19 protein-coding genes are annotated in these 17,402 nt (G+C 62.1%); 10 read left to right on the top strand and 9 right to left on the bottom strand.

Annotated elements, in window-relative coordinates:
* Positions 1 to 25: 25 nt before the first annotated feature.
* The gene (locus R3355_RS17160) at positions 26 to 952 is read left to right on the top strand and encodes a GGDEF domain-containing protein (RefSeq protein WP_318962281.1); all 927 of its coding nucleotides are present in this window, start codon (positions 26 to 28) and stop codon (positions 950 to 952) included.
* 67 nt (positions 953 to 1,019) lie between these two features.
* Here the strand turns inward: R3355_RS17160 and rluB are convergent, their stop codons facing one another.
* The 4 genes from rluB to R3355_RS17140 form a co-directional block, all read right to left on the bottom strand.
* Positions 1,020 to 2,336 (bottom strand): 23S rRNA pseudouridine(2605) synthase RluB, encoded by a 1,317-nt coding sequence (gene rluB / locus R3355_RS17155; RefSeq protein WP_318962279.1) that lies wholly within the window; start codon positions 2,334 to 2,336, stop codon positions 1,020 to 1,022.
* Between the two features lie 186 nt (positions 2,337 to 2,522).
* Positions 2,523 to 3,320: an SMC-Scp complex subunit ScpB gene (gene scpB, locus R3355_RS17150; protein WP_318962277.1), complete on the bottom strand. Its 798-nt coding sequence runs from the start codon at positions 3,318 to 3,320 to the stop codon at positions 2,523 to 2,525.
* A gap of 2 nt (positions 3,321 to 3,322) precedes the next feature.
* A complete protein-coding gene (locus R3355_RS17145; protein ID WP_318951145.1) occupies positions 3,323 to 4,021 on the bottom strand; it encodes a ScpA family protein in 699 nt (232 codons plus the stop codon).
* Between the two features lie 150 nt (positions 4,022 to 4,171).
* Positions 4,172 to 5,386, bottom strand: coding sequence for a tryptophan--tRNA ligase (locus R3355_RS17140; RefSeq protein ID WP_318962276.1), 1,215 nt, complete (start codon positions 5,384 to 5,386; stop codon positions 4,172 to 4,174).
* Between the two features lie 199 nt (positions 5,387 to 5,585).
* Here R3355_RS17140 and R3355_RS17135 point away from each other — a divergent pair, with 199 nt between their 5' ends.
* On the top strand, positions 5,586 to 5,939 hold the full coding sequence (locus R3355_RS17135; RefSeq protein ID WP_318962275.1) for a PA2779 family protein: 354 nt from the start codon (positions 5,586 to 5,588) through the stop codon (positions 5,937 to 5,939).
* A 90-nt stretch (positions 5,940 to 6,029) separates the two neighbouring features.
* Here R3355_RS17135 and R3355_RS17130 read toward each other — a convergent pair whose 3' ends face one another.
* Together R3355_RS17130 and R3355_RS17125 are read right to left on the bottom strand one after the other, a co-directional pair.
* Positions 6,030 to 6,656 carry an L-threonylcarbamoyladenylate synthase gene (locus R3355_RS17130; protein ID WP_318962274.1) on the bottom strand — a complete coding sequence of 209 codons (627 nt, stop codon included), beginning with the start codon at positions 6,654 to 6,656 and terminating at the stop codon, positions 6,030 to 6,032.
* 13 nt (positions 6,657 to 6,669) lie between these two features.
* Complete coding sequence (locus R3355_RS17125) at positions 6,670 to 7,533, bottom strand: PHP domain-containing protein (protein WP_318962273.1); 864 nt, start codon at positions 7,531 to 7,533, stop codon at positions 6,670 to 6,672.
* Between the two features lie 294 nt (positions 7,534 to 7,827).
* Here R3355_RS17125 and R3355_RS17120 point away from each other — a divergent pair, with 294 nt between their 5' ends.
* The 5 genes from R3355_RS17120 to R3355_RS17100 all read left to right on the top strand — a co-directional run bounded on the left by R3355_RS17120 (position 7,828) and on the right by R3355_RS17100 (position 11,264).
* A complete protein-coding gene (locus R3355_RS17120) occupies positions 7,828 to 8,127 on the top strand; it encodes a YciI family protein (RefSeq protein ID WP_318947344.1) in 300 nt (99 codons plus the stop codon).
* Positions 8,128 to 8,178: 51 nt separating this feature from the next.
* Complete coding sequence (locus R3355_RS17115) at positions 8,179 to 8,583, top strand: translation initiation factor 2 (protein WP_318962272.1); 405 nt, start codon at positions 8,179 to 8,181, stop codon at positions 8,581 to 8,583.
* Positions 8,584 to 8,590: 7 nt separating this feature from the next.
* Positions 8,591 to 9,268, top strand: coding sequence for a response regulator transcription factor (locus R3355_RS17110; RefSeq protein ID WP_318962271.1), 678 nt, complete (start codon positions 8,591 to 8,593; stop codon positions 9,266 to 9,268).
* 127 nt (positions 9,269 to 9,395) lie between these two features.
* The gene (locus tag R3355_RS17105) at positions 9,396 to 9,836 is read left to right on the top strand and encodes a Spy/CpxP family protein refolding chaperone (RefSeq protein ID WP_318962306.1); all 441 of its coding nucleotides are present in this window, start codon (positions 9,396 to 9,398) and stop codon (positions 9,834 to 9,836) included.
* 96 nt (positions 9,837 to 9,932) lie between these two features.
* The gene (locus tag R3355_RS17100; RefSeq protein ID WP_318962270.1) at positions 9,933 to 11,264 is read left to right on the top strand and encodes a HAMP domain-containing sensor histidine kinase; all 1,332 of its coding nucleotides are present in this window, start codon (positions 9,933 to 9,935) and stop codon (positions 11,262 to 11,264) included.
* Positions 11,265 to 11,378: 114 nt separating this feature from the next.
* On the opposite strand, the gene R3355_RS17095 is transcribed toward R3355_RS17100, so the two are convergent.
* Both R3355_RS17095 and R3355_RS17090 read right to left on the bottom strand, forming a co-directional pair.
* Positions 11,379 to 11,942 (bottom strand): nitroreductase family protein, encoded by a 564-nt coding sequence (locus tag R3355_RS17095; protein ID WP_318947340.1) that lies wholly within the window; start codon positions 11,940 to 11,942, stop codon positions 11,379 to 11,381.
* A gap of 106 nt (positions 11,943 to 12,048) precedes the next feature.
* Positions 12,049 to 12,420, bottom strand: a complete 372-nt coding sequence (locus R3355_RS17090) for a YkgJ family cysteine cluster protein (RefSeq protein ID WP_318947339.1) — start codon at positions 12,418 to 12,420, stop codon at positions 12,049 to 12,051.
* Between the two features lie 156 nt (positions 12,421 to 12,576).
* On the opposite strand from R3355_RS17090, the gene R3355_RS17085 reads away from it, so the two are divergent.
* Positions 12,577 to 14,028, top strand: coding sequence for a TrkH family potassium uptake protein (locus R3355_RS17085; RefSeq protein ID WP_318962269.1), 1,452 nt, complete (start codon positions 12,577 to 12,579; stop codon positions 14,026 to 14,028).
* 87 nt (positions 14,029 to 14,115) lie between these two features.
* Here R3355_RS17085 and R3355_RS17080 read toward each other — a convergent pair whose 3' ends face one another.
* Positions 14,116 to 15,117, bottom strand: coding sequence for an AraC family transcriptional regulator (locus tag R3355_RS17080; protein ID WP_318962268.1), 1,002 nt, complete (start codon positions 15,115 to 15,117; stop codon positions 14,116 to 14,118).
* A gap of 309 nt (positions 15,118 to 15,426) precedes the next feature.
* Here R3355_RS17080 and R3355_RS17075 point away from each other — a divergent pair, with 309 nt between their 5' ends.
* Positions 15,427 to 15,744 carry an Mpo1-like protein gene (locus R3355_RS17075; protein WP_318962267.1) on the top strand — a complete coding sequence of 106 codons (318 nt, stop codon included), beginning with the start codon at positions 15,427 to 15,429 and terminating at the stop codon, positions 15,742 to 15,744.
* 192 nt (positions 15,745 to 15,936) lie between these two features.
* Positions 15,937 to 17,325: an adenylate/guanylate cyclase domain-containing protein gene (locus tag R3355_RS17070; RefSeq protein ID WP_318962266.1), complete on the top strand. Its 1,389-nt coding sequence runs from the start codon at positions 15,937 to 15,939 to the stop codon at positions 17,323 to 17,325.
* Positions 17,326 to 17,402 lie beyond the last annotated feature (77 nt).

Genomic DNA, 17,402 nt, shown 5'->3' with positions numbered 1-17,402 from the left:
TCAATGCGCCAGAGGCTCAGCATTTATGATTACCCCCAGCCAAACCAACACCATCGATTTTGATGCAGCCAAGCTTCAGCGCCTGGGTTTTTCCGGCAATCGCGCGCCATCCCTGCGCCCGATCAGTCTGGCGCAACTACGCCAGCAACTCAGCATGCAACTGCAAACCAGCCTGGATGCCGAGCGCATCCTGAAACTGTTCTTCACCGCCGTGCAGAGTCTGGTGCCACTGAATGCCCTGACCTATCAACAGCCAACTTCTGACCTGCGCCTGGAGTTGGGTGAACGTGCCAGCCACTCGGCCGGTTATCGACTAAGCCATGAGGGCGAATACCTCGGCGAGCTGATTTTCCGCCGCCAGCAGCGCTTCAGCGACGAGGAACTCGGCCAACTGGAGTCCCTGCTGGCCAGCTTGCTGTTCCCGCTGCGCAATGCCCTGCTCTACCGCGCGGCGATCCAGAGCGCGCTGCGTGACCCTCTGACCAACACCGGCAACCGCATTGCCATGGACCAGATTCTGCAGCGTGAAATCGATCTGGCGCAACGCAATCAGCAACCGCTCTCGCTGCTGATGCTTGACCTCGACCATTTCAAGCGGATCAACGACAACCACGGCCACAGCATCGGCGACGAGGTCTTGATCGACGTTGCCGCTACCCTGAAAAGCCAGCTACGCAACATCGACATGGTGTTCCGTTATGGCGGCGAAGAATTTCTCGTAGTTCTCTCGGGTACCTGCCGCGAAGCGGCCTGCATGGTCGGCGAACGCCTGCGGCATGCCGTGCAAGAGCTGCAATGCCTGGCCCAAGGCCGACCGATAGAGGTGTCCATCAGCCTCGGCTGCGCAACCCTGCTGACGGGCGAGTCGGCAGAGAGCCTGTTACGGCGCGCCGACAGCGCGCTCTATGTAGCCAAGCGCGACGGGCGCAATCGCCTGAGCATGGCCGGCTAAAAGCAGCACGTAAAAAAGGGACTCAATCGAGTCCCTTTTTTATGCCGCAAGAGCGCGACCCCTCAGTTTACTGGGGCTTGCGCGCACCACGACCAAAACCGGGACGCTGACCTTCGCCCGCCGGCTGGCTGCGGCGCTTGGCTGGAGCGGCCGGCTTGCGCCCCGGGCGCTCGCTCAGCTCGACGCCCGGACGCACAGCTTTGGACTTGCCCGGCGTCTTCTTGTTGACATCCCGCGGCCGCTCGGCGACTGGCGTGCCCTTGCCTGAAGCCGGACGACTTTGCTCCGTACGGCCCTTGTCTGCGCGCGGCGGGCGCGGCGTACGTACCGCACTGCCTTCACTGCGCGGAGTACGTACGGCCTGCTCACCACCTTCGTTGCGCGGGGTACGCACTGCACGTTCACCACCTTCGCTACGCGGAGTACGCACGGCACGCTCACCATCTTCGCCACGCGGGCTACGACCGGAGCCAGCACGCTCACCGGTCACCGGACCGCCATGGGCTGGACGCAGGGTCCGCTGCGGACGCTCGCCGCGGCCGACCGGCTTGGCCGACTTACGCTGCAGACGCTCGAGCTTGTCGCGGGTTTTCTCTTTCATATCCGGCAAGGCGACCGACTTGAGGCCGACCTCCTCACTGAGAATATCCACTTCGCGCTGGCTCATTTCGCGCCAGCGGCCCATGGTCAGATCCGAGGTGATAAATACCGGCCCGAAACGCACGCGCTTCAAGCGACTGACCACCAGGCCCTGGGATTCCCACAGGCGGCGCACTTCGCGGTTACGGCCTTCCATCACCACGCAGTGATACCAGTGGTTGAAGCCAACACCGCCCGGAGCCACCTTGATATCGGTGAACTTGGCCGGACCGTCTTCGAGCATCACGCCGGCTTTCAGCCGCTCGATCATTTCCTCGTCGACTTCGCCGCGCACGCGCACCGCGTACTCGCGGTCCATCTGGTAGGACGGATGCATCAAGCGGTTGGCCAGCTCACCGTCGGTGGTGAACATCAGCAAACCGGTGGTGTTGATGTCGAGGCGACCGATGTTGATCCAACGGCCCTCTTTCGGCCGCGGCAGGCGGTCGAATACGGTCGGGCGACCTTCTGGGTCGTCGCGGGTGCAGATCTCGCCTTCGGGTTTGTTATAGATGATCACACGGCGCACGCTTTCGGCGGCTTCTTCGCGCTTGATCAGGCGGCCATCGATGGCGATGGCATCGTGCAGGTCAACACGCTGGCCGAGGCCGGCAACGGCGCCATTGACCTTGACCCGGCCGGCGCTGATCCAGCCTTCGATTTCGCGGCGTGAAGCCAGACCCATGCGCGCCATGACTTTCTGCAGTTTTTCGCCGGCTGGACTGTATTCTTCGGATTCACTCATCTGGGCACCTCCCGGTGTATCTCTAGTGATGGACGACAGCAAGTCGTCGAAGGGGCGCGGATCATACGCGAAACGCGCAGCACACGCACCGTTTTAGGCTAGCCCGCAGACGAGCAGTCATCGGTCTTTTCGACGGCCGGTGCATCCGCAATGGCATTGTTACCCGCAGCCCGGATGCAATCCGGGCTAGCTATGACGCGGCAACTCCTCTTCATCCGCCGCCTCGGTCAGTTCGTCGCCGTCGGTCCCATCCAGCGCCTGCACCGAAAAATCATCGAAATCGGTCTTCAAGCCCTGCTCCATGGAATCCAGCTCGGCCAGCAGGCTGCCGAAACTGGTTTCCTCGCTCGTCTCCACTACCTGTTCATCGGCCAACGCCAGGTCGGCGCGGGCCTGCAGGCTTTGTGGCGCAGCAAGCTCGTCATCGAAGGCCAGCATGGGTTCGGGCTCAAGCTCACGCAGGGCCGCCAGCGGCGGTAGCTGGTCGAGACTCTTCAAATTGAAGTGATCGAGAAACGCCTTGGTGGTCGCCAGCATCGCCGGCTTGCCCGGCACGTCGCGGTGACCGACCACGCGGATCCACTCGCGCTCCAGCAGGGTTTTGACGATGTGGCTGTTGACCGCCACGCCGCGAATATCCTCGATCTCGCCGCGGGTAATCGGCTGGCGGTAGGCAATCAGCGCCAGGGTCTCCAGCATGGCCCGCGAATAACGCTGCGGGCGCTCTTCCCACAAGCGTCCGACCCAGGGCGCATAGCATTCGCGCACCTGCAGACGGTAACCGGAAGCCACCTCGACCAATTCGAAGGCACGACCCGCGCAGGACTGACGCAGCCGTTCCAGGGCTTTTTTGAACACCGCAGGCGCCGGGCGCTCAGCCTCTTCGAACAACTCGAACAGGCGCTCCAACGATTGCGGCTTGCCGGAGGCAAACAAGAAGGCTTCCAGCAGGCTGGCCAGTTCACGGGGATCGGTCAGATTCATGGTCATTCGGCTCGAGCACGCACGTGGATGGGTCCAAAGGCTTCATTCTGCACCAGCTCGACCAGGGACTCCTTGATCAGCTCGAGCACCGCCATAAAGGTCACCACCACGCCCAGACGCCCCTCCTCGGCCGTGAAGAGCTCGACAAAGGGCACAAAAGCCCCACCCTTGAGGCGCTCCAGCACTTCACTCATGCGCTCGCGGGTCGACAGCGTCTCACGGCTGACCTGGTGACTCTCGAACATATCGGCGCGGCGCAGCACCTGCGCCATCGACAACAACAATTCCTCCAGAGCGACGTCCGGCAGCAGCTTGCGCGCCTGTGCCTGCGGCGCCTCCAGGCGCGGTACCGTCAGGTCGCGGCCGACCCGGGGCAGCATATCGAGGCCTTCGGCAGCAGCCTTGTAGCGTTCGTATTCCTGCAGACGGCGGATCAGCTCGGCGCGCGGATCGTCTTCTTCCTCCGGGGCCTCGCTCGAACGCGGCAGGAGCATGCGCGACTTGATCTCGGCGAGCATCGCCGCCATCACCAGGTACTCGGCGGCCAACTCCAGGCGCACCGACTGCATCAATTCGACATACCCCATGTACTGCCGGGTGATTTCCGCCACGGGAATATCCAGCACATCGATATTTTGTTTGCGAATCAGGTAGAGCAGCAGATCCAGGGGGCCCTCGAATGCCTCGAGAAACACCTCCAGTGCGTCCGGCGGGATATACAGATCCAGCGGCATCTCGGTCACCGCCCGGCCGTATACCAAGGCGAACGGCAGCTCCTGCTGAGCGCCTTCTTGACTCTCGACGGGCCTATCGGCTGACTGGCTGTGCATAACTATTTATGAAATTCCTGCTCAGCGGTAATTCAGACCCAGGGCCAAACGCACCTCGGTCAAGGTTTCCCGGGCTTCATTGCGCGCGCGCTCGGCGCCCTCGGCCAGGATGCTGCGCAGCAACTCGGGGTTGTCCTGATAATCGGCGGCACGCGCCTGCAAGGGCTGCAGCTCTTTCTGCACGGCCTCGATCAATAGCCCCTTGCACTCCAGACAACCGATACGGGCGCTCTTGCAGCCTTGCTGCAGCGTAGCGCGCACATCTTCACTGGTGTACACCTCATGCAACGGCCATACCGGGCAATGATCAGGATTGCCAGGATCATCCCGATGCACCCGCACCGGGTCAGTGGGCATACGCCTGATCTTTTCTTCGACTTCGACATTGCTGTCACGCAGAAAAATTGCATTACCGCTGGACTTGGACATTTTGCAGCCATCCAGCCCCGGCAGCTTGGGCGCATCGCTGAGCAGTGGCCGCGGCTCAGGCAACAAGACCTTGCCGCCACCTTCCAGATAACCGAACAGACGCTCCTTGTCGCCCAGGGTGATGCTCTGCTGGTCTTTAAGTAGTGCCCTGGCGGTTTCCAGAGCCTCGACATCGCCCTGCTGTTGATACGCCTTGCGCAAATTGTTGTAGAGCGTGGCGGTTTTCTTGCCGAGTTTGCGGATCGCCGCCTCGGCTTTCAGTTCAAAGCCCGGCTCACGACCATAGAGATGATTGAACCGTCGTGACACTTCGCGCGCGAACTCGATATGCGCCAATTGATCGGCGCCAACCGGCACCAGCCCGGCCCGATACAACAGGATATCCGCCGCCTGCAGCAATGGATAACCGAGAAAACCATAGGTGGCGAGTTCCCGCCCCGGCAGCAGGTCTTGCCGTTCCTTGTAGGACGGCACCCGCTCCAGCCAGCTGAGCGGGCTGATCATCGATAGCAGCAGATGCAGCTCGGCGTGCTCCGGCACTTGCGACTGGATGAACAAGGTCGCGGAACTGGGGCTGACCCCGGCGGCCAGCCAATCCACCGCCATGTCCATGACATGCTGGGAGATCTGCCCTACATCCTGGTAGTTGGTCGTCAGTGCATGCCAGTCGACGATGCAGAAAAAGCATTCGTATTCGTGCTGCAACTTGACCCAGCTTTTCAGCACGCCATGATAATGGCCAAGGTGCAAACGGCCACTGGGACGCATGCCGGACAGCACGCGGCGTTCGGAATCAACAAGGCTCAAACCAGGTTACCTAAGCGAATCGACAAGACGCGAGTATAGCGAGGCCAGACGCTGCCGCGGAAAAAACGACCATGGAACCGTTCGGGCAAAAGGCCAGTCTTAATTAATGAAGCCGCCCGAGCAAACTGACGGCAGCACTGCGCGCCAACAGCAGTGCCAGATTTGGCGCGAATCCCGACCATTCGTCGAGGGTCACAGCATGAAAATTCCCGCCCTAAGGTTCGCCGTCGCCCTACTGGCAGCATTGCTACTCCTACCGCCGATAACCGCCCACGCCAGCATGATCGGCACCCAAGAAGTCCTCGCCGAGCAGACCGCTCAGGCCGATCGTGACAAAGTCAGTGAGTTCCTCAACCGCGCCGATGTCGAGCAGAGCTTGCAGGCCATGGATGTCCCCGCGGCCCTGGCCCGCAGCCGGGTGGATGCCCTGACACCCGCGGAAATCGCCACACTGGCGCAACGGATTGACGCGTTGCCAGCCGCTGGCGCGCTCAGCGGTACCGACTTCGTCATCATCCTGCTGGTTGCTCTGCTGGTGGTGCTCATTCTATAGCCGCGGAAAGCCTGTGAAAAACGCTCGCCTACGGCGCTCGATATTTTCACAACCTCTGAGCTCGCGGGATTTCGCACTATGGCGAGGCCCTCACGCCGCGCCGAAAGGTGCGGGATCGCCGCAGCCGACACGAATGATTTGCGGCTCGTCATCAGCCAGATTGATCACGGTCGAGGCCTCCAGCCCGCCAAAACCGCCATCGATGATCAGGTCGACCTGATGTTCGAGGATCTGGCGCATTTCATAGGGGTCGCTCATCGGCAGCGTCTCGCCCGGCAGAATCAGACTGACGCTCATCAGCGGCTCGCCGAGTTCGCTGAGCAACGCCTGGGCAATAGGGTGATTGGGTACCCGCAGACCGATGGTGCGGCGCTTGGGGTGCAGCAACATGCGCGGCACTTCGCGCGTGGCACTGAGAATGAAGGTGTAAGGCCCAGGCGTATGGTTCTTCAATAAACGAAAGGCGCCGGTATCGACCTTGGCGAACAGACCAATCTGCGACAGGTCACGGCAGACCAGGGTGAAATTGTGTTTGTCGTCCAACTGGCGCAAACGGCGAATACGCTCCACCGCATTCTTGTCACCGATATGGCAACCGAGTGCATAGGACGAATCGGTGGGATAAATCACCACGCCGCCGGCTCTGATGATTTCCACCGCCTGTTTGATCAGGCGCAGCTGCGGGTTTTCCGGGTGAACCTGGAAAAATTGACTCACGCTAACTCCCTGTTCAAATTGCAGTAGGCTGTTGGACATGCTGAAAACGCGCCCATAGGGGCGACAAGTCTTCGGGTACCGGGCGGTACATACCCAGTTCGGACCAGTCGCCAGGTGCATGAAAGTCACTGCCGGCACTTGCCAGCAGGCCGAATTCGCGAGCCAGAATCGCCAGACCGCCAACCTGTTCGGCCGGCTGCATGCCGTTGACCACCTCCAGCGCATGGCCTCCGGCAGCGACAAAATCGGCGATCAACTTGCGCCGCTTACTACGAGTAAAGTCGTACTGCCACGGGTGCGCCAGGCTGATCAAGCCCCCCGCCTGCAGCAAGGTGCCAATGGCCTGCTCCAGCGTCGGCCAATGCTGTTTGACGTCACCCAACTTGCCCGACCCAAGCCACTTGCGAAAGGCTTCGGCGCGATCCTTGACGTGACCGGCGCGCACCAGGAACTCGGCGAAGTGCGGGCGGGCCGGGGCGTTGCCACTGTCGCCCAATTCCTGCTGCATGGCCCGCGCGCCCTCCAGTGCGCCGGGCATGCCTTTATTGTCCAGGCGCTTGCTGATTTCTGCGGCACGCAACCAGCGGCCTTCATGCAACTCGGCAATCGACTGGAGCAACGCCGGCGCATCGCTGACGAAGGCATAACCGAGAACATGAATGGTGGCGCCACCCCAGGTGCAGGACAACTCGATGCCATTGACCAGTTGCATATCCAGCACCCCGGCCGCGGCACGCGCTTCCTCGAGTCCTTCCAGGGTGTCATGATCGGTCAGCGCCAATAGCCGCACGCCACGCTCATGCGCCCGCGCGACCACCACGGCTGGCGCAAGCGCACCGTCTGAGGCCGTGCTGTGACAATGCAAATCAACATCCATAAGGAACGACTTCTCAAGAATTTATGTTTGTTATTATGCCGACACTGGCGAACTCTTGCTGATATCACTAAGTAGACTGTTGAAATAGACTTGCAAACCAAGCAAGTCAGAAACGCAGTCCGCGTGCTGTAAATGAGCATATGAATGAGGCAACCAACCCTCGTTCGCTAATTTTTCAGCAGTCTGCAGGCCGGGAAAATGTTCTACAGCTTGCTAAACAATTCCTCGACTTTGCCAGTCCGTACTGCTTTTCTGCGCTAATACCGACTGGCATACCAGCCACTAAGGATTGAGATGCTCTACGCCATCATCGCCACCGATGTCGAAAACTCCCTGGAAAACCGTTTGGCTGCTCGCCCTGCGCACGTCGCGCGGCTGGAGCAACTGAAAAGCGAAGGTCGTCTGGTACTTGCCGGCCCGCACCCTGCGGTCGACAGCAACGATCCAGGTGCGGCAGGCTTTTCCGGCAGCCTGATCGTTGCCGAGTTCGAGTCCCTGAATGCAGCCCAAAGCTGGGCCGATGCCGACCCTTACCGAGCGGCGGGTGTCTACGCCTCGGTGCTGGTCAAGCCGTTCAAACTGGTTCTGCCTTAATCCGCTAGTCGCTGCTTGCTGACAACAATCCACTAGGACATAGGAGTTCCGATGCGCCCAGGCCCGAGGTCTTTTCTGTTTACGTTATTGTTGCTGCCGTTTGCTCTGCACGCCGAACAAACCCCGCCTGCACTCTCAGCAACGGCTACGGCAGAGCAAGCTCAGATTGATGCCCTCGAACAGCGCCTGGCCACCAGCGAGCAACAACGCGAAGCGCTGGGCGCAGAGCTGCAGGCCAGTGGTGGCAATAGCGATAGCGCGCTGATACAGCGCCTGCGCCAGGAAAACCAACGCCTCAAGCTGCAGCTGAAGAAAACCCAGGCCGATGCGCCCGAGCCTCTGCTCGACGATCGGCAACAATGGTTTGCCGTCGGCGCCGGCGCAGCACTGCTGGGCGTCATTCTCGGCGGATTGCTGCGCGGCAAACGCCGCTCGCGGCGTGAGTGGATAAACTGAACCCCGTATGAGCACCCTCCTGTTAATCGACGACGACATCGAACTGTGCGAACTGCTGGCCAGTTGGCTGACCCAGGAAGGTTTCCAGGTCAGTGCCTGCCATGATGGCAACAGCGCACGCCGCGCCCTGGACGATCAGGCTCCCGACGCGGTGGTGCTCGATGTGATGCTGCCCGACGGCAGCGGCCTGGAACTGCTCAAGCAATTGCGCAGCGACCATCCCGGGCTGCCGGTATTGATGCTATCTGCCCGCGGCGAGCCGCTGGACCGGATCCTCGGTCTGGAACTCGGCGCCGACGACTACCTGGCCAAGCCCTGCGACCCCCGCGAGCTGACCGCCCGCTTGCGCGCCGTGTTGCGGCGCAGCCTGCATCCTGCCGTGTCCAGTCAACTGCAGTTGGGTGACCTGTGCTTCAGCCAGGCGCGCGGCGTGGCGTCGATCGGCGAGCACGAGGTCGTCCTCACGCTGTCGGAAAGCCGCCTGCTCGAAGCACTGCTGCAGCAACCCGGCGAACCCGTGGACAAACAAGAACTGGCGCAACTGGCGCTGGGCCGCAAGCTCACGCTGTACGATCGCAGCCTGGACATGCACGTCAGCAACCTGCGCAAGAAGCTCGGCCCACATCCGGACGGGCGCCCGCGCATCCTCGCCTTGCGCAGCCGCGGTTACTACTACAGTGCCTGACCCGTGGGTAAAGGCTCTGCTCGACTTTACCCAGGCTTTACCCTTGCCTGACGGCCCTTGACCTTGACCGCCCTAGACTGGGCACATCCGGTAACTGACCGGCATCGAGACAAGGAGACACAACATGATGCGCAAGACTCTCACCGCCCTGTTACTCGCACTGACTCTGCCGACGCTGGCCATGGCCATGCCCGAAGGTGGTCCGCACCATGGCGACGGCTATGGCCACGGCGGCGGCCACGGTAACCGACACGGTTCGCGGATGTTCAAAGACCTCGACCTGAGCCGGGAGCAACACCGTGAAATCCGCAAGTTGATGGGCGAGCAGATGAAAAGCCGCCACGAGATCACCCGAAGCTATCTGGAAAAACTGCCAGCCGCCGAACAGAAAGCCATGCAGGATGAGCTGAAAGCCGCCAAGGACAAGCAGCACAGCAGCATTCGCGACCTGCTCAAACCCGAACAGCAGAAGGCCTTCGACGAGCACCAGAAGAAAATGCAGGAGCGCCGCGCCGAACGTGCAGCCTTCAACGCCTGGAAAGCCGAGCAGGCCAGCAAGGCCGAATAAGCGCAGCAGGCTGGCCCCGGTCAGCCGTACATACCAGCACAAACCCACCCATCAAGCCCTGGCTTGATGGGTTTTTTCGCTACCGAGGAGTCATCCGTGCGTTCATTGTTCTGGCGCATCTTCGCCAGCTTCTGGCTGGCCCTTGCCCTGGTTGCCGGGCTATCCATGCTGCTGGGACGAGCGCTGAACCAGGACGCCTGGATTCTCAGCCAGCACCCGGCTCTGGATGGCTTGGCCGAAACCTGGACCAGTCTTTATGAAGAGCGCGGCGCCGACGCCGCCCAGGCCTTTCTCGAGCAGCGCAAAGAAGCCTCGCGCCTCAACGTGCAAGTGCTCGACGACAACAGCCAAGCCCTGGTCAAGGGCACCTTCTCGCCGCGTGCCGCCGCCTTCGAGGCGCGCCAGCAGAATGACAAGCGCCTGCCCTGGCGCCGCCTGACCACCGAATACAGCAGCCCGCAGACCGGCGAAACCTACCTGTTCATCTACCGTATCCCGCACCGGGAACTGGCCGCCTGGCATCAAGACAGCCTGCTCTGGCCGCTCAGCGCACTGAGCATCGCCCTGGTGGTACTGACCCTGTTCAGTCTGCTGGTGACCCTGTCCATCACCCGTCCACTGAATCGTCTGCGTGGCGCCGTGCACGACCTCGGCCAGACCGCCTACCAGCAGAACAGCCTGGCCCGCCTGGCCAACAGACGCGACGAACTGGGCGTGCTGGCCCGCGACTTCAACCGCATGGGCGCGCGCCTGCAAGGGCTGATTGGCAGCCAGCGTCAGCTGCTGCGTGATGTGTCCCACGAACTGCGCTCGCCGCTGGCGCGCCTACGCGTGGCACTGGCCCTGGCCGAACGCGCCGACGCCGCCGAACGGGAAAAACTCTGGCCACGCCTGGCGCGCGAGTGCGACCGCCTGGAGGCCTTGATCAGCGAGATTCTCGCCCTCGCCCGCCTCGACGCCGATCCTGGCGCAGCGCAACCAGTCGACCTTGTCGCGCTGCTGCGCAATCTGCAAGAAGAGGCACAACTCGACACCCCGGAGCAGCGAGTGGAGATCAAACTGAAACCCGGCGCGAGCCTGCACGGCTGGCCGGACATGCTTGAACGGGCGCTGGACAACCTGCTGCGCAATGCCTTGCGCTTCAACCCGGCAGGCCAACCGATCGAACTCAAGGTCGAGCGTCAGGCCGACGAACTCTGCCTCAGCGTACGTGACCACGGCCCGGGCGTTCCCGCCGAATACATGACCCGTCTGGGCGAACCCTTCTTCCGTGCCCCAGGGCAAAGCACCCCCGGACATGGGCTCGGCCTGGCGATTGCCCGCCGCGCCGCCGAGCGTCACGGCGGCCGACTGGTACTGAACAACCACCCCGAAGGCGGTTTCAGCGCCAGCCTGCTGCTGCCGCTAAAGCCGCAGGCCAGACTATAAGGGATGGCCCGGGCGATGATCCGTTCGTAGCGAAGCGACAGCCCGCCAGTATTTGGGCCGGGCCGATGAGACCACAGTGCACAGCCTGCGGCGATCCCCCCTGCGAATTGCCCGTTACGCGCCCGGCCAGGCGCTGACGAAATCAGCGACAGCCAAGGGTGCGGGTTTGCGTAATTCGCGTTCGGCAGTTCCCAGGTAGAGAAAGGCAACGATTTGTTCGTCACTGGCCAAGCCAAGACCCGTCGCCACCTGAGCGTTATAGGCCAGCTCACCTGTGCGCCAGACCGCGCCAATACCCTGGGCATGGGCGGCGAGCAGAATGGCATGGGCAGCGCAACCCGCGGCGATCACCTGCTCCTGCGGCGGCACCTTGGCATGGCCCCGCACGCGCGCGACCGCCACGACCAGCAGAGGCGCCCGCATGGGCATGGCTCGCGCCTTGGCCAGGGCCTCCTCGCTGACGTCGCCAGCGCCGGCCGTCAGGGCCTGGGCAAACAACTCACCCAGATGTTCACGCGCCGCCCCCTCGACCGTAAGAAAGCGCCACGGCCGCAACTGTCCGTGATCCGGTGCACGCAATGCGGCGCGAAACAGCAGTTCGCGCTGCGCGGCATCCGGTGCGGGCTCGCGCAAACGCGGCACTGAAACACGATTGAGCAGAGCATCGAGAGCATCCATCGGCCACCTCTTGAACAAAATAAGCGGGAATTCTAGAGCGTGGCAGCGGATGGCGGGAAAAAATTGCAGCTCGGTCGCATACGACGCGGGAGAGAAGCAGGGCCAATCAGGCAACCCGCTCCGGCGCCACACTCGGCCGTACGGGCGGCGTCAACGGGGGCAGACCGTGGGCGCGCCGTGCATCGTCACAGCGTGGCTCAGGCTCGCCATTGGCCCAGGACGCCTCGAATTCGCGGCATGGGCTGGCGCGTTGTTCATAGAGCGTGCAGCGTACGCCCTGCCCCACTTCACCGAGCAGGGCGACACAGCGAGCCGGTTTGAACTCGGTGCCGCGCATGGCGACCCGATGCGGAGTGATCAGCACCACCTGGTCATCCGGCACCGTGCCGCCGGCCGATTGGCACTCACCCCAGAAGAAAGACACACGAAAATGCGCGCAGCAGGCGCCACACGTAAGGCAAGGATTAGCGTTCGACATGATTTTAGAGGGCTCAGAAACCGGCAAGGGCCGGCACCTGGTCGCTATTCTATGCCGAGCCATGCGCTTGTAAAGCCCCTGATAATGGCTGGTTTACAGCCCCTGCCGCGCGAGTACAATGGCGCCCTTTGCCGCCCTCACTCCGAGCCCCCCTGCATGGCCTTGCCGACCCTACGGATCATCGCGTTCATCAACGGCATTTTCCTGATCACACTGGCCATCAGCATGATCGTGCCGATGCTCACCCTGCTGATCTTCGACAGATCCTACGAGCTCAATGCCTTCCTCTGGTCGAGCATGATCACCTTTGTCGCCGGGCTGGCCATGGTGGCCCAGGGGCGCCCGAAAGATGTTCAATTACGGCCGCGCGACATGTACATGCTGACCACCGCCAGTTGGCTGATCGTGTGCATATTCGCCGCCCTGCCGATGACGCTGATTCACCATATCAGCTACACCGATGCCTTCTTCGAGACCATGTCCGGCATCACCACCACCGGCTCGACGGTGTTATCCGACCTCGACAACGCCTCGCCGGGCCTGCTGATCTGGCGCTCGATGCTGCAATGGCTCGGCGGCATCGGCTTTATCGGCATGGCCGTGGCGATCCTGCCGTTGCTGCGGGTCGGTGGCATGCGCCTGTTCCAGACCGAGTCTTCGGACTGGGGCGAGAAAGTCATGCCGCGCTCGCATATAGCCGCCAAGTACATCATCTCCATCTTTATCGGTTTTACCCTGCTCGGTACCTTCGCCTTCTGGCTAGCGGGCATGAGCTGGTTCGATGCAATCAACCATTCGATGACCTCAATCGCGACCGGCGGCTACTCCACCTCCGACAGCTCCATGGGCAACTTCGGCCCGGCCTCGCACTGGGTGGCCATTGTCCTGATGCTCTTGGGCGGCCTGCCCTTTACCCTCTACGTCACCACCATCCGCGGCAACCGCCAGGCGTTGATCAAAGACGAACAGGTGCGTGGATTTCTCGGCATGCTGGCGGTCACCTGCCTGATGTTCAGCATCTGGCTCTGGCTGCACTCCGATCACGACTACTTCGATGCGCTGCGCATCGTCACCTTGAACGTCGTTTCCGTGGTGACCACCACCGGCTACGCTTTGGGCGATTACAGCCTGTGGGGCGACTTCGCGGTCATGATGTTTTTCTACCTGACCTTCGTTGGTGGCTGTTCCGGCTCGACCTCGGGCGGGCTGAAGATATTTCGTTTCCAGGTGGCCTACACCCTATTGCGTAGCGGCCTCACCCAGCTCGTTCACCCGCGCGCGGTGATCAAGCAGCAGTACAACGGGCACAATCTCGATGAAGAAATCGTCCGTTCGATCCTGACCTTCTCGTTCTTTTTCACCGTCACCATCGGTGCCATCGCCCTGGGATTGACGCTGCTCGGCCTGGACTGGATGACCGCGCTGACCGGCGCCGCCACCGCGGTGTGCAACGTAGGCCCCGGCCTGGGCCCGATCATCGGCCCGGCCGGCAACTTCGCCAGCCTGCCGGATGCCGCCAAATGGCTGCTATCGCTGGGCATGCTGCTGGGTCGCCTGGAAATCCTGACCGTCCTGGTGCTGGTCACCCGCGCCTTCTGGCGCCATTGAGCGACATTTCACCGGCCTACCAGACTCGGCACGGCGGGTGGCGGGTTGTCCACATCCTCGCTCACCTGCGGCTACCGAGCCTGCGGGCTACAAGCGCGCGCGGTACTCGCCTGGGGTGATGGCGAACCAACGACGGAATGCGCGGAAGAAATTGCTCGGATCGGCAAAGCCAAGCAGATAGGCCACTTCCAGCAGGGTCAGGTTGGGTTGGGCCAGGTACTGCTCGGCCAGTTCGCGACGGGTGTCATCGAGCAGGCGCTGGAAACTCGTCCCCTCGTCCTGCAGACGCCGTTGCAAGGTCCTCTGCGACACATGCAGCGCCTGCGCCACCGCCTCGCGCTTGGGCTCGCCCTGGGGTAACAGGCGGCACAGCACTTGCCGGGCCTGGTGACTCACCCGGCTTTCCGAGAAGCGCGCCAGGTATTCGCCGGCGAATCTGTCATGCAACTGGGCCAGCGACTCGTTGGCCGTCGGCAGAGGCCGGTCCAGGTCTGCCCGCTCGAACAGCAGCGCATAGTGCCCGGCATTGAATTTGAGCGGCGCCTGAAACACCTGCTGAAAGGGCTCGAGATCCGCCGGAGGGTCGCCCTGCAAAAGCACCTGCTGCGGACGAATGGGTTGGCCGGTCAGCCAGCGGCAGAAGGCCAAGGCGCAGGCCATCGAAGCCTCGGCACTCTGCCGGGCCGGCGGCAGGCGGTCGCCATGAATTGCCAGGATCAGCTCATAACCACTGGGCGTGGGACGGAAGCTGAGATCGGCGCCCTCGGCGATGATCCGCTGGTAACGCACCAGCCGAGCCAGCCCTTCGGTCAAGGTGCGGCTGGACATCAAGGCGTAACCGACCACATGGAATGAAGCCGGGCGTACCACCTTGGCCATGTTCAGGCCGATCGCCTGATTGCCCGACAGCTCCACTGCGCGCTGCCACAGACGCGTCATGTCGTCCTGGGCAAAGCGTGCATCCGGATCTTCCAGCGCGGCGTAATCCAGCCTCAACTCGCGGAAAATCATCCGGCAGTCGACGCCGCCCATTTCCAGGGCCTGGACGATGCCCAGGGCCCAATTCGATGAAGTGGTGCGTTCGCTCATGACGTTATTCTTATTCGAGTCATCTGGAAGTCGCTTCTCTCAGAGCTTGTGAAAATATCGAGCGCCGTAGCGAGACCGTCTCCAGACATTCGCAGCAAGGCGCGCTACGTCAGCAGCGGGCGCCTGGAGGCGGTCGCAGTAGGCGAGAGTTTTTCACCAGCTCTCAGCTATTGGCGCAGATACTGGCAGCGCGAAGGATACTAAACTGGCACCTAATGTCACTGGCCCAACGGGACAGCGCGCCTAGACTGTCAACACGCCACAGCCGCTGAACCCCGGTGCGGCCAACAGACGACCAGGAGGCATGCCATGGCTACGCAAACCAGCAATCGCTACACCAGCTTCGCCGAGTTCTACCCCTATTACCTGCAAGAACACAGCAACCCTATCTGCCGTCGCCTGCATTATGTTGGCAGCCTGCTGGTGCTGGGCATTCTCGCCTACGCCCTGGCCACACAACAGTGGCTGTGGCTGCTGGCCATGCCAGTCGCCGGCTATGGCTTTGCCTGGGTCGGCCACTTCGTTTTCGAGAAGAACCGCCCGGCCACCTTTCAATACCCGCTGTACAGCTTCATGGGCGACTGGGTAATGCTCAAGGATGCCTTTAGCGGGCGCATCAAATTCTGATCCAACCACGTTCCGACTGCGCCGAAGCCGCCCACTGGCCGGCATCTTCACGCCGTTCGGCTGCGATGCTTGGCTCGCACCACCTGGCTTGGTTATGATCCCTGTTCTGTCGCACTCCTGGTCCAGCGCTTAACGCGCGACTTAGACGTCCAGCAGAGACGTCAGATAATCAGCAGGGATCGTTTCCACAGCATGAATGCCACTACCCAGAACCGGCTCCACGCATTACCGGCGCCACCACTGCGCGAGTATTACTCGCGAGTACTGGCCTATATCGCCATGGCCGCGAGCATCGCTGCCGGCACCTATACCCAGCATTTCGGCTACGACATTCTGTGGGTGGTGCCCTATGCCCTGCTCTATCCGCATCTGGCCCATCACTTCAGCCAACGTTTCAAGCGTGATCACGCGCAAAGCGCCATCCTGGCCCTGCTGTTTGTCGACGCTCTGCACTGCGGTGCGGCGCTGGTCCTGCTCGGTTTCTCGGTCGTACCCAGCCTGATGTGCCTGCTGATCCTGGCCTTCAGCTCGATGGTGGCGGGCGGCCTGCGCTACCTCGGCCTGGCCATGCTGATCGCAGCCAGCAGCACCCTGCTCAACGCGGCGCTGATCGAACTGAAATTCAACCCCGACACCCCGGCCCTGGTCGCCCTGGTGAGCATCGCCTTCAGCACCCTGTACGTCTGCACCACCGCCTATTTCGTGCACCAGCAAGGCTTGCGCCTGGCCCAGGTACGCTGCGAAATCAAACGCGAACAGGAAAAAGCCGCCCGCCTGGCTCGCAACCTGGCCAAGTACCTGTCACCGCAGGTGTGGGAGTCGATCTTCACCGGCAAGAAGAGCGTACGCCTGGAGACCCAGCGCAAGAAGCTCACGGTATTCTTCTCCGACATCAAGGGCTTCACCGAGCTGTCCGAGGAACTGGAAGCCGAAGCACTGACCGATCTGCTCAACAGCTACCTCAACGAGATGTCGAAAATCTGCCTGAAATACGGTGGCACCATCGACAAGTTCATCGGCGACAGCGTCATGGTGTTCTTCGGCGACCCGGCCAGCAAAGGCGCCAAGCAGGATGCCGTGGCGGCGGTATCGATGGCCGTGGCCATGCGCAAACACATGAAAGTGCTGCGCCAGCAGTGGCGCGCCCAAGGCATCACCAAGCCGCTGGAAATCCGCATGGGCCTGAACACCGGCTACTGCACGGTCGGCAACTTCGGCGCCGACACGCGCATGGACTACACCATCATCGGCCGCGACGTGAACCTCGCCAGCCGCCTGGAAAGCGCCGCCGAAGCCGGCGACATCCTGATCTCCCACGAGACCTACTCGCTGGTCAAAGACCTGATCATGTGCCGCGACAAGGGCCAGATCAGCGTCAAGGGGTTCACCCGTCCGGTGCAGATCTACCAGGTGGTGGACTTCCGCCGTGACCTCGGCGCCACCTCCAGCTATGTCGAGCATGAACTGCCCGGTTTCTCCATGTACCTGGATACCAACGGCATCCAGAATTTCGACAAGCAACGGGTGATCCAGGCACTGCAGCAGGCCGCCGAGAAATTGCGCGACAAGGTGATCATGTAAGTACGGCCGGGTTGGCGGGTGCGCCGCGCGCACCATTGACCTCAATACACCTGGTGCGCGCAGCGCACCCTACCCGG

Source organism: Pseudomonas sp., assembly GCF_033723075.1.
Lineage (GTDB): Bacteria > Pseudomonadota > Gammaproteobacteria > Pseudomonadales > Pseudomonadaceae > Aquipseudomonas.
Note: the sequence above shows the minus strand (reverse complement) of the source record. Positions and strands in the feature narration are given on the sequence as shown.

Coding starts and splice junctions, on each gene's coding strand:
- R3355_RS17095 (WP_318947340.1), bottom strand. CDS start 11,942: ATGGATGCTCTCGATGCTCTGCTCAATCGTGTTTCAGTGCCGCGTTTG.
- R3355_RS17115 (WP_318962272.1), top strand. CDS start 8,179: ATGCGCCCAGGCCCGAGGTCTTTTCTGTTTACGTTATTGTTGCTGCCG.
- R3355_RS17160 (WP_318962281.1), top strand. CDS start 26: ATGATTACCCCCAGCCAAACCAACACCATCGATTTTGATGCAGCCAAG.
- R3355_RS17070 (WP_318962266.1), top strand. CDS start 15,937: ATGAATGCCACTACCCAGAACCGGCTCCACGCATTACCGGCGCCACCA.
- R3355_RS17080 (WP_318962268.1), bottom strand. CDS start 15,117: ATGAGCGAACGCACCACTTCATCGAATTGGGCCCTGGGCATCGTCCAG.
- R3355_RS17110 (WP_318962271.1), top strand. CDS start 8,591: ATGAGCACCCTCCTGTTAATCGACGACGACATCGAACTGTGCGAACTG.
- rluB (WP_318962279.1), bottom strand. CDS start 2,336: ATGAGTGAATCCGAAGAATACAGTCCAGCCGGCGAAAAACTGCAGAAA.
- R3355_RS17120 (WP_318947344.1), top strand. CDS start 7,828: ATGCTCTACGCCATCATCGCCACCGATGTCGAAAACTCCCTGGAAAAC.
- scpB (WP_318962277.1), bottom strand. CDS start 3,320: ATGAATCTGACCGATCCCCGTGAACTGGCCAGCCTGCTGGAAGCCTTC.
- R3355_RS17135 (WP_318962275.1), top strand. CDS start 5,586: ATGAAAATTCCCGCCCTAAGGTTCGCCGTCGCCCTACTGGCAGCATTG.
- R3355_RS17090 (WP_318947339.1), bottom strand. CDS start 12,420: ATGTCGAACGCTAATCCTTGCCTTACGTGTGGCGCCTGCTGCGCGCAT.
- R3355_RS17085 (WP_318962269.1), top strand. CDS start 12,577: ATGGCCTTGCCGACCCTACGGATCATCGCGTTCATCAACGGCATTTTC.
- R3355_RS17075 (WP_318962267.1), top strand. CDS start 15,427: ATGGCTACGCAAACCAGCAATCGCTACACCAGCTTCGCCGAGTTCTAC.
- R3355_RS17105 (WP_318962306.1), top strand. CDS start 9,396: ATGCGCAAGACTCTCACCGCCCTGTTACTCGCACTGACTCTGCCGACG.
- R3355_RS17125 (WP_318962273.1), bottom strand. CDS start 7,533: ATGGATGTTGATTTGCATTGTCACAGCACGGCCTCAGACGGTGCGCTT.